General features: G+C 41.8%; 20 protein-coding genes. 10 read left to right on the forward strand and 10 right to left on the reverse strand.

Annotated elements, in window-relative coordinates; all coding sequences use genetic code 11:
- Positions 1-12: 12 nt before the first annotated feature.
- The 7 genes from ispE (at position 13) to QYC40_RS07450 (ending at position 8,750) form a co-directional block, all read left to right on the forward strand.
- Complete coding sequence (ispE, locus tag QYC40_RS07420; protein ID WP_301993301.1) at positions 13-819, forward strand: 4-(cytidine 5'-diphospho)-2-C-methyl-D-erythritol kinase; 807 nt, start codon at positions 13-15, stop codon at positions 817-819.
- Between the two features lie 199 nt (positions 820-1,018).
- Positions 1,019-3,874: a triple tyrosine motif-containing protein gene (locus tag QYC40_RS07425; protein ID WP_301993302.1), complete on the forward strand. Its 2,856-nt coding sequence runs from the start codon at positions 1,019-1,021 to the stop codon at positions 3,872-3,874.
- A 306-nt stretch (positions 3,875-4,180) separates the two neighbouring features.
- Complete coding sequence (locus QYC40_RS07430; protein WP_301993303.1) at positions 4,181-5,554, forward strand: glucoamylase family protein; 1,374 nt, start codon at positions 4,181-4,183, stop codon at positions 5,552-5,554.
- Positions 5,555-5,561: 7 nt separating this feature from the next.
- A complete protein-coding gene (bglX, locus tag QYC40_RS07435; protein WP_301993304.1) occupies positions 5,562-7,841 on the forward strand; it encodes a beta-glucosidase BglX in 2,280 nt (759 codons plus the stop codon).
- Between the two features lie 31 nt (positions 7,842-7,872).
- Entirely contained in the window at positions 7,873-8,214 is a 342-nt protein-coding gene (locus QYC40_RS07440) for a hypothetical protein (protein ID WP_301993305.1), read from the forward strand.
- Positions 8,215-8,246: 32 nt separating this feature from the next.
- Entirely contained in the window at positions 8,247-8,471 is a 225-nt protein-coding gene (locus tag QYC40_RS07445) for a hypothetical protein (protein ID WP_301993306.1), read from the forward strand.
- 54 nt (positions 8,472-8,525) lie between these two features.
- Positions 8,526-8,750: a hypothetical protein gene (locus tag QYC40_RS07450; RefSeq protein WP_367652322.1), complete on the forward strand. Its 225-nt coding sequence runs from the start codon at positions 8,526-8,528 to the stop codon at positions 8,748-8,750.
- Here the strand turns inward: QYC40_RS07450 and pdeM are convergent, their stop codons facing one another.
- Both pdeM and QYC40_RS07460 read right to left on the reverse strand, forming a co-directional pair.
- Positions 8,751-9,398 carry a ligase-associated DNA damage response endonuclease PdeM gene (gene pdeM / locus QYC40_RS07455; protein WP_301993307.1) on the reverse strand — a complete coding sequence of 216 codons (648 nt, stop codon included), beginning with the start codon at positions 9,396-9,398 and terminating at the stop codon, positions 8,751-8,753.
- Complete coding sequence (locus QYC40_RS07460) at positions 9,391-11,832, reverse strand: ligase-associated DNA damage response DEXH box helicase (RefSeq protein WP_301993308.1); 2,442 nt, start codon at positions 11,830-11,832, stop codon at positions 9,391-9,393. The genes pdeM and QYC40_RS07460 overlap by 8 nt, the downstream gene beginning before the upstream one ends.
- A 92-nt stretch (positions 11,833-11,924) precedes the next feature.
- Here QYC40_RS07460 and QYC40_RS07465 point away from each other — a divergent pair, with 92 nt between their 5' ends.
- On the forward strand, positions 11,925-12,485 hold the full coding sequence (locus QYC40_RS07465; RefSeq protein WP_301993310.1) for an NADPH-dependent FMN reductase: 561 nt from the start codon (positions 11,925-11,927) through the stop codon (positions 12,483-12,485).
- Between the two features lie 2 nt (positions 12,486-12,487).
- Here QYC40_RS07465 and QYC40_RS07470 read toward each other — a convergent pair whose 3' ends face one another.
- Entirely contained in the window at positions 12,488-13,126 is a 639-nt protein-coding gene (locus QYC40_RS07470) for a carbohydrate-binding family 9-like protein (RefSeq protein ID WP_301993311.1), read from the reverse strand.
- Position 13,127: 1 nt separating this feature from the next.
- A complete protein-coding gene (locus QYC40_RS07475) occupies positions 13,128-14,258 on the reverse strand; it encodes a phosphotransferase enzyme family protein (RefSeq protein ID WP_301993312.1) in 1,131 nt (376 codons plus the stop codon).
- Between the two features lie 211 nt (positions 14,259-14,469).
- On the opposite strand from QYC40_RS07475, the gene QYC40_RS07480 reads away from it, so the two are divergent.
- Positions 14,470-15,789 carry a hemolysin family protein gene (locus QYC40_RS07480; protein WP_301993313.1) on the forward strand — a complete coding sequence of 440 codons (1,320 nt, stop codon included), beginning with the start codon at positions 14,470-14,472 and terminating at the stop codon, positions 15,787-15,789.
- Positions 15,790-16,429: 640 nt separating this feature from the next.
- Here QYC40_RS07480 and trxA read toward each other — a convergent pair.
- Together trxA and QYC40_RS07490 are read right to left on the reverse strand one after the other, a co-directional pair.
- Positions 16,430-16,726, reverse strand: coding sequence for a thioredoxin (gene trxA / locus QYC40_RS07485; RefSeq protein ID WP_301993314.1), 297 nt, complete (start codon positions 16,724-16,726; stop codon positions 16,430-16,432).
- Between the two features lie 335 nt (positions 16,727-17,061).
- The gene (locus QYC40_RS07490) at positions 17,062-17,907 is read right to left on the reverse strand and encodes a GH25 family lysozyme (protein WP_301993315.1); all 846 of its coding nucleotides are present in this window, start codon (positions 17,905-17,907) and stop codon (positions 17,062-17,064) included.
- Positions 17,908-17,957: 50 nt separating this feature from the next.
- On the opposite strand from QYC40_RS07490, the gene QYC40_RS07495 reads away from it, so the two are divergent.
- Positions 17,958-18,842: a bestrophin family protein gene (locus QYC40_RS07495; protein WP_301993317.1), complete on the forward strand. Its 885-nt coding sequence runs from the start codon at positions 17,958-17,960 to the stop codon at positions 18,840-18,842.
- A 42-nt stretch (positions 18,843-18,884) separates the two neighbouring features.
- Here QYC40_RS07495 and QYC40_RS07500 read toward each other — a convergent pair whose 3' ends face one another.
- The 4 genes from QYC40_RS07500 to QYC40_RS07515 form a co-directional block, all read right to left on the reverse strand.
- Positions 18,885-19,289, reverse strand: coding sequence for an AraC family transcriptional regulator (locus QYC40_RS07500; protein WP_301993319.1), 405 nt, complete (start codon positions 19,287-19,289; stop codon positions 18,885-18,887).
- 112 nt (positions 19,290-19,401) lie between these two features.
- Positions 19,402-19,911 (reverse strand): DUF1573 domain-containing protein, encoded by a 510-nt coding sequence (locus QYC40_RS07505; RefSeq protein ID WP_301993320.1) that lies wholly within the window; start codon positions 19,909-19,911, stop codon positions 19,402-19,404.
- A gap of 13 nt (positions 19,912-19,924) precedes the next feature.
- Positions 19,925-22,048, reverse strand: coding sequence for a DUF4838 domain-containing protein (locus QYC40_RS07510; protein ID WP_301993321.1), 2,124 nt, complete (start codon positions 22,046-22,048; stop codon positions 19,925-19,927).
- A complete protein-coding gene (locus tag QYC40_RS07515) occupies positions 22,035-24,839 on the reverse strand; it encodes a tetratricopeptide repeat protein (RefSeq protein WP_301993322.1) in 2,805 nt (934 codons plus the stop codon). The genes QYC40_RS07510 and QYC40_RS07515 overlap by 14 nt, the downstream gene beginning before the upstream one ends.
- Positions 24,840-24,850: the final 11 nt, after the last annotated feature.

Consider the following 24,850-nt stretch of genomic DNA (forward strand, 5'->3'; position numbering starts at 1 on the left):
TCGATTAATACCATGTTAAAGTTTGCGAATGCTAAGATAAATATAGGTTTGCACATTACAGAGCGTCGTTCGGACGGCTATCATAATTTGGAGACTATTTTTTATCCGGTTAAAATATACGATGCTGTGGAGACACAGCTATCTGATAAGGTGGAGCTCGAAATTCACGGTGCTGATTTGAAGGCTGATGAGGATAACTTATGTTTGAAAGCATACCGCCTATTGGCGGCTGATTACGATCTTCCTCCTGTGAAAATTCATTTATTGAAACGCATCCCTATCGGTGCTGGCTTGGGTGGCGGTTCTTCGGATGCGAGTGCGACCTTGCAATTATTAAATGAACAGTTTGATTTAGGCATCTCCGATAAAGCGTTAGAAAGCTATGCTGCGCAATTGGGCGCCGACTGCCCTTTCTTTATTCAAAACAAAGCTACCTATGCTGAAGATATCGGTACCAAGCTTTCTGAAATTGAATTAGACCTATCGGACTATTATATTGTGATATTAAAGCCTAATATCCATATCTCCACCGCGGAGGCTTACAAGAACGTCACCCCTTTGACTCCACAAATAGATTTAAGGCGCGCTGTACAACTGCCTATACAAGAGTGGAAGCTTCATATTAAAAATGACTTTGAAGCCGGCTTATTCGAACTGTATCCGCAAATCGGAGAGATAAAACGAAGATTCTACGAACTCGGCGCAGTCTACTCTTCCATGACAGGCTCGGGATCTGCCGTATTCGGCATCTTCGAACAAGTAACAGACGTCTCCGAAATGGCTAAGCTGGGAGAAATATTCCTTCCAATGGATCTTTAAACTAGAAAATATCAGGGGCAGATTTATAGCTGCCCCTCTATGTTTTTATTGCGCTCCACCCCAAAAAGCTTTGACGAGCTCTGCTCCTTCAAACACCTCACAACTAACACCCTATTAATAACAAACATACTCGACATTCCACTCTAATTGTCTAAAATCTCACATCTAATATCTAATCCCTAAATAGTATATTTGTTCTATGCCCTGGAGGACTATAATATTTTTTGTTGCTTGTATTTTCACGATCAGTTTAGCCTTTGGACAAAATATCCCTAGGGTTGGATCGCCTTATGTTAAGCAGTACAATAAGTCTACCTATCAGGCAGGAAATCAGAACTGGAGCATTGCGGTCAGCAAGGAAGGCTTTATCTATGTAGCCAATACCGAGGGTCTTTTAAGCTTCGATGGGCAAGAATGGCGTCTTCACAAAGCAAAGAATCAACGTAGTCTGCGAAGTGTGAATATCGCTAAGGATGGCCGTATCCTCGTTGGGGGTTCTGGTGAATTTGGCATCTGGGAGCGTGGGAAGTTCGGAAAGATGGACTATCGCAGTCTCTCGAGCCTAGTGAAAGATCAGGCTGGGTTGAAGAATGATGAAATCTGGCGTATCAACACCCAAGGCGATAGAATTTTCTTCCATAGCTTCTCAAAGTGCTATATCTATGAAAATAACGAGATCAAAACACTTACGGCAGATGGCGAGCCTTTCCTCTTCAGTCATCAAGTAAATAACCGCCTTTTCTTTGAACAACTTCCTTCCGGTTTATTCGAACTGGTCAACAATAGCTTGGTACAGGTGAAGGATGCAGCGGTCTTGCACGGTATGAATATCCTCAGTATGTTGCCTTTTGATCAGGATAAAATATTGATTGCTACATCGAACCATGGTCTATTTATCATGGATAAGGGAGGCAACATTTCTCCTTGGCAAAATCAAGTGCAGCAACAGCTTATCCGATATCAGGTAAACAATGGCGTTAAGCTATATGGCGATCAATTTGCATTTGGGACTATACAAAATGGTGTGTATATCCTGAATCGTAAGGGCGAACTCGTTCAGCAGATCAACAAGAACAACGGGCTACAAAATAACACAGTCCTGAGCATGACGGTCGATAAGCAAGCGAACCTCTGGGTGGGCTTGGATAATGGTGTAGACCGCATTGACATCAATAGTCCGCTTTATTATTATGCTGATTTAACCGGAAAGATCGGAACAGTCTATGCCGCTATCATCTTTCAGAATAAGGTTTACTTAGGAACTAACCAAGGGCTATTCGTAAGCGATTGGAATGGTATAAATAATTTTCAAAATCTAGACTTCAGCATTGTTCCCAACTCACATGGTCAAGTTTGGCAGTTGGTGAATATGAATGGGCAGCTCGTTTGTGGACATAATAACGGAACTTATTTAGTGGAAGGCCGTAGTATGCGTAAGATTTCTTCCGTTACGGGTGCTTGGAACTTCGCAGAGATTAGTGGCGGAAATAAGTGGTTGCAGGGTAATTACACCGGAATCGGTGTGATGCAAAGTGGCACTAGCACTAACTTCATTAAACAATTCCAACAGATCAAAGAGCCTATCCGCAGTATCCTTCAGCGTAGCGATTCGGAGTTCTGGGCAACAAACCAGCAGAATGTCTATAACTTGAAACTTAATGCTACGAAGGACGATGCACAGTCCATCAGCGCGGTAAAAGCAGGCCTTCCAAACAACACTACACTGCATGGCGTCTATAACCTGGCAAACAATATTGTCTTTGCTACGGACTCTGGTTTCTACCAATACGATAATATTGTAGGATCATTTAAACCCTACGTTGAACTTAACGAACAATTGAAATCTTTCTATACTGCTAACAAGATTATTCCGATTAAACAGAACGAATATTGGTTTGTAAAGAAATCGCATATAGCAAAAATAGAACTGTTACCTGAAGGAAAGGTTAAGATCGATTCATCTTCATGGAATTCACTTCGCGGGAAGATGATGAACGATTATGAGCAGATATTTAACTTGAATGATCAAACATCCATCATCGGAATGGACAATGGTTTTGCGATATATTTTAATCAGCTGAGCACAAAAGTTAATCTCCCCAAACCGTACATCACACAGGTATGGAATACCAGCAATGGCACTACTCCCCTCTATGACGATTTGTCGATAGCCTATGGCGAGAACAACCTGCGGATTGCTTATGCGAGTCCCTGGTATTCTTCATCGAACCTGAAGTACTCTTATTGGCTGGAGGGATATACAGATAATTGGTCGGAATGGGAAGATGTCTCTTTTAAAGACTTCACCAATCTTCCCGACGGCAACTATACGTTTCATGTGCGTTCTATGGCGGCGAACGGTACGCAGTCAGAAATTACCAGCTTGGACATAACAATCCGTCCGCCTTGGTATAGACATTGGCTTGCCATCGTTAGCTATCTGATTATTCTTACGGCGCTTTTCTTTGTCGGTAAGCGTTATTATGAGCAGCATCTGAAGGAAGAACAGCGAAAGCTAAAGGCAAAAATGCTGGCCGATCAAGAGGCTAGATTAGCCAAAGAGGCAGAACTCAACGAGCGTAAGTTGATGGCATTGAAGAATCGTCAATTAGAGCAGGAACTGGAGATCAAGAACCGTGAACTCGCGAATGCAGCCATGAATATTGTTTACAAAAATGAGATGCTCAATAATCTGCATCATGAGCTAACGAATCTTAATGACTCTAATGGTAATAAACTGAGCTCCGATCAGTTGCGAAAGGTAAGCAAACTAATTGATGAGGCACATTCAGACGATCGCGATTGGGATCTCTTCGAAAAGAGCTTCAATGAAGCACACGAGAACTTCTTCAAAAAGCTAAAGTCAGATTATCCTGCCCTCGTTCCAAACGACTTAAAGCTCTGTGCATATCTTCGCTTAAACATGTCAAGCAAGGAAATTGCATCTTTATTGAACATCAGTACACGTGGGGTGGAAATTCGACGCTACAGGCTGCGTAAGAAGCTTAACCTCCCTACTGAAAAGAATCTGACAGAGTTCTTACTAGAGCTTTAACCTTCTAATCTCTTAAGAAGGCAGTACATCATCCCCTCACAGGACTCAATGTGTAGATGTTACACCGTGATGTTATTTTGTTGTAGCCACACAAGTCAATAAATAACAGATTACCAACTCAATAAGTATTAACATCTCCATGTTTGAGCAGGTATTATTATGCTGTAGTAGTAATGAGAACGACGAAAATTTCCTTTTCAAACTAATAGAAGACATCTTTGTTTATTGTTAATCTGCATGACATGCAGAATTACCGATTATGGGATTCCTCCGGATCAGAGGAGGCTTTATATCTACAAATAACATATGACAATAAAAGCATTTACCTTTTCTGGCATCTTACTAATGGCATTGAACTTTGAGTCCTGCCAGATTAAGAACAACAATCACGAACAGGATAGCAATGTCCGTAAAGACAGTCTGACATCTATGAACGACTCATTGCTGACGAAGATTCAAAGCCAGACTTTCCAATATTTCTGGGAGGGCGCCGAGCCCATTACAGGACTCGCTCGCGAGCGCATCCATATCGACGGTGAATACCCACAGAATGACCGCAATGTGATCACCATAGGCGGTAGTGGATTCGGCTTGATGAGTTTGGTTGTCGGTATGAAGCGGGGCTTTATCAGTAAGAGCGAAGGAGAAGAACGCCTCCACCGAATTATGGATTATCTGACTCGTATCCCGAGATTTCAAGGCGCATGGGCACACTGGTACCATGGCAATGTCGGCGAAGTGAAAGCCTTTAGTGAAAAGGACAATGGTGGCGACATCGTAGAAACGGCCTTCCTCGCTCAGGGGCTTCTTGTTGTGCGCGAATATTTCAACGAGGGAACTGAAACACAGCGAGAAATTGCCAAGAAAGCAGATAACCTTTGGAGAGGAATCAATTGGAAGCATTATACAAACGGCAAGAACGTGCTGTTCTGGCACTGGAGCCCAGTCCATGAGTTTGGAATGAACCATGCGATCGAAGGTTATGATGAGTGTTTGATAAGCTATGTCTTGGCGGCATCCTCACCCACCCATGCGATAGATTCTTCGGTCTATTATCAAGGATGGGCAAGGAACGGTAAGATCAAATCCGATATCAAGAAGTTCGACATCCCAACCGTAGTAAAACATAACTCGCGCCCTGGTGAAGTAGGTCCATTATTTTGGGCGCAGTATTCCTTCTTAGGCTTAGATCCGCGAGGACTCTCTGATAAATACGTGTCCTATGAAGATGCTGTAGTGAATCATGCAAAGATCAATATTGCATATGCAGAAGCAAATCCAAAGAAATATGTGGGATATGGAGCGGATAAAGCTTGGGGATGGACAGCTAGCTATTCTATCAATGGATATGATGCTCATCACCCGGATAATGATAAGTCGGTGGTAACTCCTACTGCGGCTCTAGCGTCCATGCCGTATACGCCGAAGGAAAGTATAGCATTCGCAAAGTATCTTTTCAATAATCTTGGCGATAAGGTTTGGGGCAAATATGGCTTCTATGATGCCTTCAGCGAGACTAACAATTGGTATCCACAGCGCTATTTAGCGATTGACCAGGGTCCGATTGTCGTGATGATTGAAAATTATAGAACGGGTCTTATTTGGGACTTATTTATGAATGCTCCAGAAGTGAGAATAGGATTAAGAAAATTAGGATTCAAAAGTCCACACCTAAAGTAAAACATCAATGAACATCCGTAAAAGCATATTATCCTGTAGTTTAATCGCTTTTTCACTGATTGCAAATGCACAGGATAACAATAAGATGAATCAGTTTATCGATGGGCTAATGTCCAAGATGACTATCGAGGAAAAGATCGGCCAGCTTAACCTAGTGACGGGTGGCGAAGCCACTACCGGCTCCGTCGTTTCAACAGATGTCGAAAGTAAAATCAAAGCAGGTCATATTGGAGGGATATTCTCCATGAGCTCACCTGCAAAAATTCGAAAAGCGCAGGAGCTCGCCGTTAAACAATCTCGATTAGGAATTCCTATCATCTTCGGAATGGATGTAATTCATGGTTATAAAACTGCATTTCCGATACCATTAGGTCTTGCCGCAACTTGGGACATGGCCTTGATTCGCAAGACAGCACGTATCTCGGCTGTCGAAGCGACTGCCGACGGTATCAACTGGACCTTCTCTCCTATGGTCGATATCTCCAGAGATCCGCGCTGGGGAAGAATATCAGAAGGTAGTGGCGAAGATACCTACCTAACATCCCGTATTGCAAGAGAGATGGTTTTAGGCTATCAGGGCGACGATCTTAGTAAAAACAACACATTGCTCGCCTGCGTTAAACATTTTGCACTGTATGGCGCCGGAGAGGCCGGCAGAGATTATCATACGACGGATATGAGTCTGCATCGAATGTATAATGAGTATCTACCTCCCTATAAAGCTGCGCTAGATGCTGGTGCGATGTCAGTCATGACTTCCTTCAATGATATCAATGGCATGCCGGCAACAGCCAACCGTTGGCTACTGACGGACTTACTCCGCAACGAATGGGGATTTAAAGGTCTTGTCGTAACCGATTATACAGCTGTAAATGAGCTGATAGACCATGGTTTAGGTGATTTACAACAAGTATCTGCCCTTTCATTGCAAGCCGGTGTAGATATGGATATGGTCGGCGAAGGTTTTCTGACGACCTTGAAAAAGTCTCTGGACGATAAGCGAGTGAGCGAAGCTGATATCAACCGGGCCGTACGATATGTATTGGAAGCGAAATACCGATTAGGGCTATTTGATGACCCCTATCGCTATTGCGATGAGCAACGCGCTAAGAAAGAAATCTTTAAAAAAGAACATCTGATCTTTGCTAGAGAAGCCGCGGCGAAGTCCTTTGTCTTGTTAAAGAATGAGCAAACACTACCGCTTAAAAAGACTGGAACTGTTGCTGTCATTGGCCCGCTCGCAAACACTGGAGCAAATATGCCGGGTACCTGGAGTGTCAGTGCAGACCATGCCAATACGCAAAGTCTTGTTGAAGGAATGCGTGAAGCTTTAGGCAGTAAAGTAAAGATTACAACGCATTCAGGTTCTAATCTAACCGATGATAAAGCGCTTCAAGAACGCGCGACCATGTTCGGTCGAACAATACCTAGAGATGAGCGAGATCCGGCGCTCATCATCGCCGATGCCTTGAAGTTTGCCGAAAGTGCCGATGTTATTGTTGCTGCACTGGGAGAAAGCTCGGAGATGTCGGGAGAAAGCTCAAGCCGTACGGATCTTAATATCCCTGAGAGTCAAAAACGCTTATTGGAAGCCCTATTGAAAACAGGTAAGCCGGTAGTCTTGGTGCTATTTACCGGGCGCCCATTGACGCTCACCTGGGAGCATGAGCACGTTCCGGCGATATTAAACGTTTGGTTTGCCGGCACAGAATCCGGAAAAGCGATTGCCGATGTATTATTTGGCGATGTTAATCCGAGTGGTAAGCTTCCTGCCACATTCCCACAGAATGTAGGTCAGATTCCGCTATACTACAGCCATAAAAATACAGGACGTCCTTTGGCTGAAGGAGCTTGGTTCCAAAAGTTCCGCTCAAATTACCTTGATGTCAGCAACGAGCCCCTATACCCTTTCGGATACGGTTTAAGCTACAGTACATTTGAGTATGGCGATATCATACTGGACAAAAAAACGATCAAGAAGAATGAAACCCTAAAAGTCTCCATCGAACTTAAGAATACGGGCAACTTTGATGGCGAAGAAGTGGTTCAGCTCTATATCCGTGATATGGTGGGTAGTATCACACGACCTGTTAAAGAACTTAAAAACTTCCAGAAGGTCTTTCTAAAGAAAGGAGAATCGAAAAGAATCGAATTCACGATATCGGAAGAGGATCTGAAGTTCTACGATCAACAACTTAAGCACATTGCTGAGCCGGGTGCTTTCAAGATATTTATTGGCGGAAACTCCCGAGACGTTAAGGAAGCGGATTTCGAATTGACAGATTAAAAATATTCCGAAGTATGTTTATCTTTACCTTATGGTAAAATTGCTCTACTTCGTCGCTTTCTGGCTATCTCAAATCGTTTCCAGTATTATCTTTAAATATGGAGGTATCAATCCGAAATTTCAATGGCCTGCCTTGATTATCGGAAATATCATTATCCTATCAGCAAGCTGGTTTTTGATACAGCTTTTCAAGAACTTCCCACAGCCTATCGTTATTGCGGTTTGTTCTGGAGGTACATTCTTGACGGTACAACTCGCTATGGCCCTATGGTTTAAAGAATCGTTGAACTGGATACAGGTGTTAGGATGCTTAGTTATTGTTTTCGGTATGGCAATGATTACCTTTGGTGGTAAACAGAGCGTAACTCCTTAGCTATGGAAAATCAACAAAACCTAGAAGTCTGGATGAGAGGTCCTATTGAAGGCATTTCAGAACTATTACAACCCGTTGCCCATGCATTGCTGCAGGTCAGCGAAGATGTCCCCAAATTATTAAATAGTGAGGATGAGCAAATCATCCGGATCAAACCCTTTGGAATGGCTTCATCAGCCTTCCATATCCTGCATATCACCGGAGTAATTGACCGTATGTTCACCTATGCGGCGGGAAAATCCCTATCCGAAGAGTAGTTTGAATACTTAGACAAAGAAAACAGCCCAAATCAAGATATCTCGGTAGATGAAATGCTCGATAATCTCGATCATGCGGTCGAACGAGCGATAGACGCTTTAAAGAACATCGATAGTTCCACACTAACCGCGGAGCGATTCATCGGCAGAATGATGATTCCTACAACACAGTTAGGTCTGTTATTTCATGCCGCGGAACATGCGCAACGACACTACGGGCAATTGCTCGTTACGATAAAAACCGTACGTGGCTTATTTCAACAAGGCTCAATACATTAATTAAGGAAGTTCCAATACCGATTGGTCTACGATTGCATAAACTTTCGTCAAGCTTGTTTTGGGCAATATATGCAAGCCAGTAAACTTTCCAAATGCGGGTAAAGTGAGCACCCTATTCTCTAAATGGAAACAAGGAAGTCGGAAGCTCTGCCGACCAGCTAGAAATATTTGGCAGCCTGGGTGGATATGGCCAACCACATTGATGATATGACTTTCAAGACCTAGCAAAGGTTCGTGAGACAATACGATCCCTTCTTCCAACAGCAAATGATCGACGATGCGGAGTGCTGATCTTTCCCAATGTGCATCCTCCAGAATATCATGATTCCCTTTAGTCAAAGTGAAGGTAATATTCGGCTTAGCTTTCGTATATATACAGAATTGTTCCCAGTCGGAATTCAACTTGGAATGAAAAAGATCTCCTAGAAAAACTACTTGTTTGACTTCCAGGGCATTTAGCAAAGTATCAAGCCTGCTTAACTCCTCCATCACATTCGGGGCAGGAACAAAGAAACCTTCTTTTCTAAAATGCTTCAACTTGCCCAAATGCCAATCTGAAATTACAAGTAGTTGATGTTTGGCGATATACATCGCCTTTTGTGGCAATAAAAAACAATCTAAACCATTCAACACAAGCTTCTTAGCCATCAATCAATTGCATTTTAATTTTCTCCAATTTGCTTTGCCAGTCTTCATTGCTATATCGCTCGCGGAACGACTCCGAGAATATTGGAAACGCGAAAGGCGTAAGTTTCTCCGGTTTCCGAAAAATAATCCGGTGACTATCGATACGCTCAAACGCTTTTATCATCCTTCCCTCCTCAAGCTGAAAATCAAAGACTTCGTCATAAGACTCACGCAAAAGTAAGTTGTTTGGTTCATATTCTGAAAAGACAGAAAAGAAAAGACCTGCATTGGCTTGCAAATGCTTGCTCTTCATCTGCTTTCCGGGAAAGCCCTGAAAAACCAAACCTGCAATGCCCGCAATATCCCTAAAGCGTCGCCTCGCCATCTCATGCACGTTGATACCGGAATTGATATCTGCATGCAATTGATGGGGTGAAAAGATCTGTTTCAAAATATCCTCATTGAGCTCATAAGCGGTGTCACTCAGTAGCTCAATTCCATATTCATTTGTGGCAATACTGAATGTTGCCGGAGTAATTTGCCCTAGCCTATAAGCGATAACCTGAGCCATCCCCTCATGCACCAGCTTCCCATCAAAAGGATATAAAAACAAATGGAAACCATACCTTGTTTCTGTGTATTCCACCAACAGCTCATCTTCTTTCGGAAGTCCCGAAACACGCTCTTGTTCTTGAAATAGCGGCTGCAAAAACTTAATCTCTGCACTTTGTCCCGATTTCTTGTGGATACTGCTGAAGCTATGGCGGATTGCAATGCCCAAATCCGGCGATATCGCAAAGCGACCACCCATCCAGGATGGCACAACGCCTTTTTTCTTTTGCGAAGGCTTGACGATTGCATCATTAGCGATCACCTGAATCAACTCTAACTGTCGACCGGAAAACCAGAATACATCACCGACATTCAATTTAGAAATAAACGACTCCTCGATCGATCCTAAATACTTGCCCGACAGGAACTTTACCCGCATCATCAAATCCGATACAATAGCACCAATAGACAGCCGATGTCGCATAGCAAGTTTCCTTGACGTCACTTTATAAAGCCCATCGACCAATTCCAAACGATGGAAATCATCGTAAGCCTTCAAGCTACTGCCCCCATGCAACAACAAACTCATACATTGATCGAACTCCTCCCGACTGACCGACTCAAAGCAATGTGTATTCGTAATCTCCTGATAAATCTGCTTAGGATCAAATCCATCGCCAACTGCCAATGTCATTAAGTACTGCGTCAGCACATCGAACGAACGCACATAGGGTATTCGTTGCTCGACAATCTTTTCTTTTACCGCAAACTTGAGCGAATCTCCTTCGATGATCTCCAAAGAGTTCGTCGGGACATAGTAGATAATGGACGTTGCGTCAGGACGGTGTCCGGAGCGTCCTGCGCGCTGTAAAAATCTCGCCACGCCTTTGGGCGACCCAATCTGTATAACGCAGTCTACAGGCCTAAAATCAACCCCTAAATCCAAACTACTGGTACAAACCACAGCTTTAAGCTTTCCGGCATGTAAAGCTTCCTCCACCCACATGCGTACCTCATCACTCAAAGATCCATGATGGATAGCGAGCAAGCCGGCAAACTCCGGATAATTGGAGATAATCTGCTGGTACCATATCTCCGCTTGCGAACGCGTATTGGTAAAAATTAAAGTGGTTCCGTATTGATTGACAACATCGACCACCTTATCCAAAAGCCGAATACCTAAGTGTCCAGCCCATGGAAACTTCTCCAAACTATCCGGTAGGATCGTCTGTATATCAATCTTCTTATTGATCTGTGCCTTGACCAAAACACCTTTATTTGATGCACCCAGCAAAATATCCTTGGCTTGCTCTAGATTACCGATGGTTGCCGAAATGCCCCAAATCTTTAAGTTGGGATTAATACTCTTCAATCTGCTCAGCGCAAGTTCGATCAGCACTCCGCGTTTAGAACCTAGAAGCTCATGCCATTCATCGACGACGATAAATTCCAATTGCTTAAAGAAGTCTTGGCCTTGCTTGGTTGCTAAAATTAAGTGAACACTCTCCGGCGTGGTAATTAAGGCTTGCGGCGGATTCTTTCGCTGCTTTTGCCTGACGGCGGTACTTGTATCGCCCGTCCGTAGCTCGATCTGGTAATCCAAATCGAGGTCTAATGAAACCCCTTCGGTTACCCGGTGTATTTCCTTAGATAGTGCCCGCAAAGGCGTTATCCAAAGTGCATGTAGCCCTCGCTTGCGTTGTTTTTCAAGTTTCGCCTGATAAGCATCCGAATAATAATGTTGAATAACGCCAAACCAAATGGCAAAAGTTTTACCATAACCGGTCGGCGCATTTAGAATTCCAGAACGATTTGCTCCAATCTCATTCCAACACTTCTTTTGGAAATCATGAGGCTCCCAGCCCTGATTATAAAACCAAACATCCGCCAATTCGTTCTTCATAGACCAATTTATTGTTTCAAATTACAAAGAATATCACCCACTATACAACATTTTACTCGATTAATTGTTAGCACATGTAAAGAGATATTATTATGGAAAAGATACAAGTTGGCTTATTCGTCGGAAGCTTGAGAAAAGAATCCTTCAATAAGAAAATCGCAAAACATTTGATTAGCATAACCCCCGAGGGATATGAATATAAAATTATCGAAATCGGACAACTGCCATTTTATAATGAAGATTTAGAGGGCGACAAATTGCCGGATAGCTATAAAGCTTTTCGCGCCGAAGTGGAGGCCTTAGACGCGGTAATTTTTGTCACTCCTGAATACAACCGTTCGGTGCCTGCCGTATTAAAAAATGCAATCGATGTTGCGTCACGCCCTTATGGAAAAGGGAAATGGGCTAAAAAGCCTGGTGCAGTAATCAGTTCATCAATCGGCGCCATCGGAGGCTTTGGGGCGAATCATCACTTGCGTCAGTCCTTAGTTTTTGTCGATGTACCAACGATGGCACAGCCTGAAGCTTACATCGGGAATGCAGCGAAACTCTTTGATGAGCAAGGTAAATTGACAAATGAAGACACTGCAAAATTTCTAAAGAACTATGTTGCAGCGTTCAGCGACTGGGTTGAAAAGTTTGTAAAGAAATAATATTATTTAAACGACACCTCGCCGAAAAACTGCGGTAAGTGGAAATTCGGCGTTGGGTTGTCAATATCATTCCAAGCGATAAAATGTGGATTGGGCAATGCATCTCCACATTTGTAGAAATTTGCATGCGCTTGTTTTCCCTTCAAATCTTCAGCATTAACCTTGAAAACACTGAAAGGAATCTGCAAAATCTGCTGCCAACTCTTCTTGCCGTCAATCGTTTGAACCGAGGAGAATGCATTAATTTGAAGAATTTCTTCAGCGCTCAATCGGTTTCTATCCGATTTGACAGAAGTGCCATAGCCAACTAGCCCCACCCCTAAGACATTGAATTCCACGTTATAGTACGTTTCTCGATTGTCGAAGGAAATGAAAAACTCTACACAGCTATCTTCCCAAACATTTTCATTTGGACGGATATACTGCCCTTTAACATATTCTTCTTGGACCGAATAATGAACGAGAATAGCCTGATCGGTATAAGCCACTTGAAATTGAACACATGGAATATAGGGAAATTCAGCTTGCCATGGCGCCGAATTGATATCATGCCATGCTAATGAGCTCATCGTTTTCGCTAAAGAAGCGTAATCGCCTATTAATTCCTGAACGCCTATTTTTTCAATCTCAAGGGTCTTCATATTAGTTCGAATTTAAGTTCGCTGCTAATATATCAGTTAAAACCTTATGATTTGCCTCTAATTCCTGAACTAATTTCAATTGTGCCTTCGTACGCACCAAATTATGCTCGGGATAAGCGATTTTGTAGTAGGTATCACCGTCAATATAATCTGTTAAAAAACGAACCGCTTGCATATATGGCAACAAATGAACCCCATGAATCAAGGATTCAACTTCTGTTTCATTTAAAAACTCCTTCGCCTCAGACAAGTAACCTGCCGTGAAAGCTTCGAATAATGGAACGTTTAATACGATTTTAGACAGGTCAGCTTCATCTTCCGCCGCCGAATTGATGATCGTACGGATGGCATCGCCAAAGTCATAAGCCACATAACCAGGCATCACCGTATCTAAGTCAATAACACACTGAACTTGATCATTACTGTCCAACAAAACATTGTTGAACTTCGTGTCATTATGAGTGATACGAAGCGGTAATTTATTTGCGCGCCCCAATTCAAGGATGGTACGCATCTTGTCTTCACGCTCGAAAATATAATCCAACAAGTCTTGAACCTCTGCAACTCGATTTACACGATCGTTAGCAATCGCTTCGCGAAGATTGTTCATGCGGAATTCGATATTATGAAAGTTTGGAAGAACTTCAACTATAGATGTAGGATCCAGATCGCTCAGCTGCTTTTGAAATTGACCGAAGGCCATACCACCGGAAAACGCCTGATCTGTTGTTTCTAAGATGTCGTAACTGCGGGTATCCGGAATGAGGATAAACACACGCCAATAATCACCCTGCTCGTCTTTGTAGTAATGCTGTCCGTCCCAAGTCGGGATTAACGTCATCGTACGCTTCGCCACTTCTTCTTGCCCTAAATGTGCAAGTTTCTGTTTTAGATGAAGACATACTCTCTCTATATTATCCATCAAGCCGTCCACATTGCGAAAAACGTGGTGGTTGATGCGCTGAAGTAAGTATTGCTCTTTTTTATCCGAATCAGTAACAATCTTGAACGTATCATTGATATGCCCCGAGCCAAAAGGAACTGAGGATACAATGTTTCCCTCGATCTTAAATTTCTCTGCTGATAAAATGCTGTTTTCTATAGTATTGGTTGACATTACTTCACTTTTCATTTCATAATTTCTGAGTAAGTGTTCGCAATATCTACATAACTCGCCAATATTAAAAATATTTTTTTCAATCAAACGGTTGCACTGTTTTATTTGTTAATAACACGTAAATCTCGAATTAACATCTAATGATTATTCTCAACAAATAGCATTTAAAACGAAACAATGTGTATATTTTTTGTATTTTAGGACATCAAAGCGAATTTGCCTTTATATGGTCACGGAAATATTCATTATCCTCATCTTAATCATCCTAAACGGAATCCTGTCAGCATCTGAAATCGCCATTGTATCCAGCCGGAAGGCACGACTACAAGCAGCGAGCGAGAAAAATGCAGGCGCTAAAACAGCATTAGAGTTAAAAGATAACCCAAATAATTTCTTATCAACGGTACAGATCGGGATTACCTTAATCGGTATCTTAACAGGTTTTTTCAGTGGAGGCTCCATATCGACCTTCCTTGCTGAGCAAATGAACCAAGTATCTTTCTTAGCACCATACAGCTCACAGATTGCCGTTGTAGTGGTTGTGTTAACTATCACATACCTTTCATTAGTAATTGGTGAACTAGTACCGAAACGAATCGGTATGGCGATTCCAGAGAAGTACGCGTCTTTTATTGCCGTCCCGATGAACTTGCTAAGCAAGATCGTGAAGCCCTTTGTTTGGTTGCTGAGTGTCTCTACGGATTTTATTGTTAAACTATTCAACATTAAGTCGAATCAGAATGCAGTAACAGAAGAAGAGATCAAAGCATTAGTGGACGAGGGTGTAGATAGCGGAGCTATCGAAGGAATTGAACACGATATGGTAGACCGCGTGCTAAGTCTTGGTGACAAACGCGCGATCAACCTGATGGTACACCGATCGAAGATTACCTACCTGGATATACAGAAATCATTCGAGGAGAACAAAGCCTATATCCTTGCAGATGAACATACCGAATACCCCGTGTGTAACGGTAATTTCGACCATGTTATCGGTGTTGTACATATTAAAACACTTTTTAAGGAGTATTTGACAAGCGACGAGCCGGAACTGACCAACTTACTGCAACCGATCCCCTTCATCAATGAAAACACATACGCATACAATGTTATGCAGTCGATGAAGACCTCCGGCGTTATGCAAGCGGTAGTAGTCGATGAATACGGAAGTCCACAAGGGATTATCACCATGGCCGATCTGGTCGGTTCCTTAGTCGGTGGATTCGACTCGCCAGAAGATGATGAGAAGAAAACTATCCGACAACGTGAAGATGGTTCCTATGTGATTGACGGTAGCTACCAACTAGACGATTTCATCGAACTATTCAATATCAACCTTACGGAAGACGATGAAGATGAAATCGGAAACCTAACGACCGTCGCAGGATTAGTATTCCTCCTACTCGACCATATCCCTGAAGAAGGTGAACAAGTAGTCTACAAGAACCTAGAATTTGAAGTCCTCGATATGGACGGCCACCGAATCGATAAGCTTATCGTCAATGTACAAGGCGAAACAAGCGATGAAACGGCAAATATTGATTAGTAGTTAGTATTTAGTAGTTAGTATTTAGACCTAGGGCGGGAATAGATATTAGACGTTAGATATAAGAGATTAGAGCAGGGCGCCGATAAGGCGCCTTTTTTTGTATCAATAGCAGAGTTTAACTTGAATTTGTTGCAGGCAAGGAGATAGTATTTGTCGTTTAAAAGCAGTGTTTGTTCTGAACCAAGACAGGAAGGATGTAAGGATTGACAGGATGTTTGTGATTCCGTATAATGGGAGGCCATATTGGCCGCAATAGGTCTTTATACTAAGTACTAACTACTAAATACTATTTCTTTCCTGGTTCAAAGACAAATCATCCTGCAAATCCTTACATCCCTCCTTCCTTCCTCGTTTAAACACTTGGCTGAAGACCAACTTCTTCACCTATCCAAACACAAAATCCAGCACCTACATTTATCAAGGCGTCGTCGACCCTTCGTCTGCTTAAACCCATTGTAAACCCAATACAAAGCCCTTTCATAACCCAATCATAGCCGCTCCGAAAGGGGTATGATTGGGTTATGAAAAGGTATTGATTAAACTATAGTATGTGATATCTCCAAAGGATGCTGGAGAAAGCGATATTGAAGTCAGTAGCCGACCAGAAGTCTAACGACTAAGTACTGACTACTAAATACTACCCGAGATTGCGGATCAATTTTACCAGCTCGCTTTTTTGCTGCAAACCGCTTTGACGCCAAACCTGCTCGCCATTTTTGTAGAGAATTAGCGTGGGTACTCCCTGAATCTGGAACTTGGCAGCTAATGCCTGGTTTTTATCCACGTCAATTTTGATCACACTCAGGTCATCGCCCAATTCGTCTTTCACTTCTTTCAAGATTGGCGCTAGCGTTTGACATGGTCCACACCAGGCTGCCGAAAAATCAACTAATACTACTTTGTTTCCTTGAATTAATTCGTTAAAACTTGCCATTTTATTAGATTTTAGATATTAGAATTTAGATTTGAGACATTAGATTTTATATATATAAGAACTAGCAAAGTGCTGAAATTGTTTTTCGTTAGATATTAGACGTTAGACATTAGATATAAGAACTAGCAAACTCCTGACATTGTATTTTTTAGATATTAGACGTTAGACATTAGATATAAGAACTAGCAAACTCCTGACATTGTGTTATCTACAATTTTCTTAGAACAAAGATTGGAGACAGACATTCGAAACAACGCTCTAATGTCTTAAATCTAATGTCTCAAATCTAAATTCTAATGTCTTAAATCTAATGTCTCAAATCTAAATTCTAAAATTTACTTCATACATAACTCTTCGAGTTCTTCGATACTGCCGGTGTACATATTTAGATCGACGGGGCCTTTAATGCCTCTCACGGATCCTTTCTCTGAGAACTGCCAGAAGTTCCAGTGTTTTTTAGGTCTTTCGACCCAGAAATTATAGTTAGCAATCCATAGGGTATAGTCTTCGAATTCCTTTTCGAGGAAATCAGCAAAATACTTATCTCCGGAATATAAAATTGGTTTTATTTCGTAATGATTTTCAACAATGCTGAGCCAACGCTTTAAGCCTACTTTTAGGCTATCCATGGATTGGTTTCTAGGCATCTCTTCAATGTCTAAGACTGGTGGAAGATCGCCCGACTCCAGCTTTACGGTTTTGATAAAATTATTGGCCTGCTTTGTCGAATTTTCATTTGGCCGAAAGTAATGGTATGCTCCCCGCAACTTATTCCTTTTTTTAATTGCTTTCCAATTTTCTTTAAATGCACGGTCTTTTGCTCGCTCGCCCATCGTAGCGCGCACGAAAATAAAGTCTACAGGAAACTCGTCATGTATCGTTAATACCTCATCCCAGGAAATATCCCCTTGATACTGGGAAACGTCAATGCCATAAATCTTATCATCATAACGGCGCATGAGCTCCTTGTTGCGGATATCGTATTTAGATAAGTCCTCCCTTTCGATCTTTCCTTTCTCGAACCATTTTACAAAAAGATAAGATATGCCGGCACGATGCTGAATGGCGAAAATAAGGACAACTAAAGCGAGCGGAATGGCAATGCTCCAAATCAACAACTTACGTTGAACCTGCTTATCTGTTTGCACTTTTTTCTTGCCAGATTTCCTGCTTTTTGACATATTGCGTGAAAATAGGCTATTTCTGCCGCATAGTCAAAAAATATTTATTCATGATTGTTTACAACCCCAAGGACTGGTTTAAGACCATTAGTTATCTTCACAATAGCAAAATATTCAAACGTCTTTTACCCTATCTTATCATTTCTATATTTGTTTCCTGGGGCCTGGCATACCTCGAATTAGAATATCTAAAACTCTCCGACCGGAGCTGGATAAAGAATATTACGACTGTTCACAACCTTCTAGGCTTCGTGTTATCCCTGCTCCTCGTTTTTAGAACCAATACTGCATACGACCGCTGGTGGGAAGCGCGCAAGCAATGGGGCGCATTGACAAATACTAGCCGCACCCTTGCCATTAAGATGAATGCTTTTCTAGATCCGCTTGATAAAGTAAATCGTAGTTTTTATAGAAAGTCCATCACGTTATTTGCCGAAACCTTATACACCTACCTGCGTTCTGATTACACAAAATTCATGTTGGATGAAGTCGAGCACCCGGAACTAAACGCATTGGATGAAAAGAAGCATGGCCCGAATCAGGTTGCTGCATTAATCTATAAGAAGACGAATTTATTATATAAAGAAGGAAAGCTATCGGGTGATCAATTTATTTTGATCAATAAGGAACTGACTGCGCTTACGGAAGTAACCGGCGCATGCGAGCGCATCAAAAACACGCCAATACCGTTAGGCTACAGTGCTTTTATCAAAACCTTCATTGTTTTGTATACAGTGACACTCCCAATTGGATTGGTATTTTCCATGGGCTATTTTGTAATTGCCGCTGTTCCTTTTATTTTCTACGTGCTTGCCACGTTGGAGATGATTGGTGAATCGATCGAAGATCCCTTTGGTTCGGACTCGGATGACCTACCGATTGAGAAAATCTCAGCTAACATCAAGAAACATACGCAGGAAATACTCCTCGCCTAATAAAAATATGGCAACCGTTATTACAACGGTTGCCCATTCATTTTAAGCAATGTTTTGATCAAAATAAACAATAAACTGGGTTGGATTAAGCCCACGATGATCTTTAATTGATTTCGCAAATTTTCCGTAGGACGAAAAGCCGCAGTAAGCTGCTAGATAAGCTAATTTAAAACTTCGTGCCTGTTCGGTTTTACGAAGGTAGTCTTCCAAAAAGCAAATTCGCAGATTATTTACATAGTTTGGAAAATCACTCCCTTTGTTCTTGTTTACGACGTAGGAAAGATACTTGGAATTACAGCCGATTTCGCGAGCTGCTGATGTAATGGAACACGCTGGATTAAGGAAGTAGCGTTCTTGTTCCCATTCGTTTAGTGCATTTAAAAGTTTGCCCTCTGTTTCATGGCTCATGTAAGCCTTCGTGTTAGAAGATTCGTTTTTCGCAATCATACAATTTGGTTGTTTTACTATTAATATTTAATTCGCAGTTTTTATTTGTTTCTGTTTCGCAGATTATAGTTTTAAAGGCTTCGCAGCGCCTTGACGTTTATAATTCAATTAATTAATTTAATTTAAGATAATATCCTAAATTATTCTCTTTTCCATCGACCATATCTTTAATATTTCCGTTTTTATCCTTCGCTTCTTTATGAAGTTCTTCATAGTCCTTCGTGTATAATGCGTTGGGAACCACGTTCACATCAAATATCAACTCTTCCTTATCGGTCGTTGCAAAGTTGCCATAAAGCTCGATGTAGTGCTTCGCATATCCTATGTTTTTGGCGCTATTAAATTTCAGACTGATCACTCCTTCTTCTCCGGGTGGAACGTTCTTCGTCGTGATTTTATTAACGACCAGACAGCCACAGGATGTAATAATATCGGTAAGCAGCAGCGGAACATCCCCTGTGTTCTTAAATTTATAAACTACATCTAAGTCTTGTCCCGTAAGAATCGGATAGTAATGGCGATCATTATCAATGATCTCAATCTTTGTTTTTTTTCCTTTGAAATCTGAGCAAGAGGAAAGAATGAACAACAGTATGTAACAATTATATACTAATCTACTCATTTTGCTAATTTTTTTAATTAAAAACTTGAACTTCATCCAAACCTAGTCTCGATAGTTGAGCATTACTTGAACTGATTTTAATTTCGCTAACGACATCCGCTTTTAAGCCATCTAGTGGAATGCTTAGCGTGTAGACCGATTCTCCTTCTCGCACATCACTGATGTCGGTCTGGAATACAGGTTTGCCTGCTTGGAGGATCGCTACTCTGCTCGGAGCAGCGTATTTGTGGCGATTGTTTTTTAGAAATCTGAGTTGCATTGTTTTCTTCTGTGACAAGGCACCTGCTTCTAAAACCAATGTCAACTGCTTATTTGCTGTGAGCCATCCCTGATGAAAGTCGTTGCTAAATCCAAGTACGCCGTCGGCCAGCACACTTTTGTCTAGAACGTCATTTTCATTACTTAACGCCGTGAGCAGTTGTTCAGGCCGCAGTTGGTTCGGCTTCTGTAACTTCTCCGAATAAGAAGTCCATTGTGCCAGATAATCGTTCAGCTCGCCATCGGCTTCCTTATAGCGCTTAATAATCCCATGGTCTACATCTTTTTTCAACTGCTTGATCAATGTGTTTGCAGCATGATTTGGACGTACCTGCTGATTAACAACTTCAAATGCACCTCCGGTCCCTGTGCCTTTGTTATACGCAATCTGCAAGCTCGTATAACGGAATGCCGCCAGTAGCTTTTCCAATGCTTCGCGTTCAAATCCTTTGGTCTTAGGAAGAATGCTCTGCAAAGCCTTGTTAAACGATAAGAATTTGTCGGCATCAAAGTAAGATGTTTTCACTTCCGAAAAACCAGCATACAACGAGTATGGCTTAGCTTTCTTGGCAAAATCGTCTTCCATTTGTAGGTAATAGTCAGCGAGCAACTGATGTGATTTCGGATAGAGCTTCTTAAAATATGCTCTTGTCAATGTATGTATATCCAGTTCTGTATTAATCATTAGTGCGGCAGCCACATATGTTTTTAGATCATCGAAGCTACTATAGTCATATCCCGAGGCATTTAAGAATACACCTTCCACTCCCTCTTTCTTGAAGCCTTGAAGCTGTGCTTTCAAAACAGATAGCGATGGTAAGGGCGTTAAATAATCGTCGAAATTCGATGCGTAATCCCACAAGTAGATGGTCTTTGTTTTCGATTTCCAGGCCTCGATTTCATCTATTAACGATTGAAAGCTAGAATTGTCCTTTAAATCGGTAATTTTAGGTAGCTCGATAGTGCTGAAGAAAAGTCCGGCATTGTCTTCGAATTCATAAGCCGGGGGCTCATTGACCGAGTGATATCTAATGGTAAAGAATTGATGCTGTCTAAACTCCTTCGCCAGTTTGTTGATCAATAAGACAACGGCAGGCGCTGCATTTTTATCCGTATTCCCTGTCGCTTGACATCGGTCGCAGGTACAAGACAATAGGTTATCATTTGGCGCAATCATGAACTTCATTCCCTCTTCAGGCTTATCGCTAAAATTATCTTGAATGTATACTTTCAACTGATTGTAAAGGGAATCACTGCTGAAGCAATATTGCTCTTGTGTTATCTTGCCATCCACCTCCGCCCATATACCGGGCGCATCTTGTAGGACACGTGTGATATTATGTCCCCATATCCCCCATTCGCTGTCCAGGTTGTTGGTTCCTAATAATGCTGCGTATTCTATATTTGTGTTCGGGGCATAATGTGGTTCACGATATACGAAATCGAAATCCTTACATTGATTATTAAATTTGATAATTGCAGGCGGCAGGTCATCGGTATTAATTACCTTTTTAACCTGTCCCAAGCTTTCGATCAACTGATAGCTCATCCAGGTGGCAATCGCTTTCGTCTTTACGCGTAGATGTAACTTTTCTTTTGTATGCTGTATACAGTAGTCGTTATTCAAGTCAGGTGCAATCTCCACATGTATCTGTTTTTGATTCGCCGCGATATGCTCATCGTCTTCCGAACGGCTAATGAGTCCTTTCTTGGCGCTTCTCTTGCTCAAATGATTGAACAGATACTCTTGCCATTGCTCGCTCGCTGCATCTTGTTCTGCCGTCAATACATAAGCATTAGCATCTAATTCATTAAAATCGGATCCACAAGAGGTAAACAACATGATAAAACAGCTGAAGATGATATTAAAAAGCAACATTGGCTTGTAAAAATAAGTTATATAAATTACGGTACTGTACGGGGTTAGGGCTGGTTTGAAAGTTGTACCAAGTACCCATAACACTTGCTGATACATTTTTGGTTATCAAGCGTCCAAGTCCTGTTCCTACCATACTATTCATCACCGAAAGGGTATTGAAACTTTGGTAGTCGAGAATATCGACATCAGGAGTGGAACCCAAATTAGCTAAAGCGACTACATAATTCTTAGGATTATCGAAACTATACCGTGCTTGCGCTGCTATATTGTAAACCCATTTCTCTTGCAATACTGCCTGTGTAAATTTGGCTTGCAACCTGAACTGCTTGATGTCTTTTCCGAAACCTACAACAGCGGAGCTCATCTTTTCATCATTATAAAGTTTCCTGTGTCCGAGGCCTAATTCTATTTCCCAGTCCTTCGGAAGAGTTCGAATAACAGCACCGTGAACGGCAAATTTAGAGAAATATTTGTTAGCGCCGCTAACATCGATTCTAGACGCCCAATTGCTATTCCAGTTCCTACCCCATTCTAACTGTCCCTGAACGCCTTTGCCCTCTTCCCGACCCGAGTAGAAAACGCGCGCGGTATAGTTATTTTTAGCGCCCTTACGCATGTATTCTAATGCAGAAATCGTTTGGATCGAATAGTAGTCGCCATAGCGAGAGCGCATATGACTGATGGCAAATTCGTTCTGATACATTCTATAATTCAGATATTTTAAATTGGCTTTGAACTCGTCTAGCTCTAACAAGCTAGGCTCGTAAAACGACTGATAGTAATAAGCCGAATCGTATTGCTTCAATTTTTCATAAGCAAGGCCCTTCAAATATTTAAGTTCCTTGTTTGTTGGCTGATATCGCAAGGCCTGGTCCGTTACTTCTAAGACTTCCTTTTCGGCTTTTTCCGACAACAGCTGCGTGGCATGATCCTGCGACGCTTGCACATAGGCATTAACGACTTCGTTATGATAGGGATTACGAATGATCTCTTGACCCATCATTTCCCAAATATCTTTGGTCGGAGCACCGTTCAATTGCATGGCAGACGCTAGGCGCACTTTAAATAGGCTCTCTTCCGGATAGGCTTCGTTTGCACGCTTTGCAAAAGCAAGCATCTGAGCTTTATCTTGCAATTGATGCGATAGATTTACCGCATAAAGCAACGCTTGATGATTCTTTGGAGCCACTGCCAACCAACGAGTTACCCAATTCATGGCATCTCTATAACGCTGAGATTCTGTACTTTCTTTGACTACTTGAGCCATCATATCATTAAACCCAGTCAGGTAATAGAATTGTTGTTCGGGTTTTAAGCTCCCCAATAAGGCTTCATAACTAGCTACGGCTTTGTCATACTGTTGTAGACGCATATAGATGCTCGCTTTTTTTACAGCAAGATTGGCGTCACTAGGATTCACGCGATGCATTTCTTCGATAATTTGAAGAGCTTCTGTAAACTTGCCTTGTTGATAGTATGCGTTCTGTAAGCTATTATTGATAAAGTCGCGATATTCTGCATTTGCGTGAGGAATCAGCTGACGGAGTTTAGTTTCGGCGAGGTTCCATTCCTCTGCAGCCAGGTGATCTTTAATCTCTTCGCTGATCACTTTAACAAATCCTTCCTTTAGGTCGCTATCGTTCGGATAGTTCAAGAACATCGTCTTTGTGAGCTGGTTGACTTTAGAATGATCGTTTTTAAGGCGGTATAATTCAAGTTCCTTTGCAGCGAGCGTCTTCGAGTTACCTTTGATTCGCATAAAGCTATGCATTCTGCGCAATGCTTCATCGTATTGCTGTTGTGCCACTAAACTATTAAATACGACTTGGAAGGCTTCTTCATTTCCTGGCGTTGCATCCAAAATCTTTCCGTACAGCACTGCCGGGTCGTTCTGCTTAGCAGATCTGGCCGCTTCTAAAAGAAAGTAATTGTATTGCCCACCATTGATAGCTGAGGGATCATTCTTAATAAAGGCAAGAATCTCATCATAGCGTTTATTCTGTTCCAACAAAGCGATTTTCTTTTGTCTCAAGGCCGCATTGCTTGGAAAGGTATTCAAGCCACGCTCGGTCGTTACCATAGCACTGTTATAATCGCCTGCTTTAATATAACTGTTTATCAAATCCATGTAGACTTCGATGTTCCTTGGCTTTTCTTGCATAAGCAGCTTATTGACTTCGATAGCATCGTCAATGCGTCCGGATTTACGTTTGTTATTCGCAGTTAATTCCATTTGATAGTTGAGGTCTTCCTGGATCTGCCCATCCTCTGGAAAGATCTGAGAAATACGTTTTAATAGGCGGTTGGCTTCGACCTCATTGCCCTGCAGCCTATAAAGCTCAATCTTTTTGCGCCAGAGTCCTTTCCAATAGGGATTAACCTCCAGTAGTTCATTAACATAGCAAATGGCACTGGAATACCGCTTGGTTTCTGTTTCGACCGTTACTAAAAGATGACGGGAGTCGACATTCCCTGGATTGAATTCTAAGGATTTGTTCAATTCAAAACGAGCTTTATCGTATTGTTTGGTCATAACATAGTATTTTCCCAATAGCATTTTAAGATCAGAATCCTTTGGAGATTTCTGCAAATTGATTTCTGTCAATTGCTTGCCATCCTGGAGTTTACCAGCATGATATAAAGCGTTTATTTTCTTTACAACATTGCCTTTATCGCTGATGCTGACTTTTTGTTGGCCATAGAGCCTATTGCCGGAGAAATCGACCATGCTGCCAGTGCATAGCAGGAGCATGAATATTCCCGTGCGGAGATATGTGAAATTGCTGTTCATTAAATTTTAAG

The sequence above is a fragment of the Sphingobacterium sp. BN32 genome (genome assembly GCF_030503615.1).
Taxonomy (GTDB): Bacteria; Bacteroidota; Bacteroidia; order Sphingobacteriales; family Sphingobacteriaceae; genus Sphingobacterium.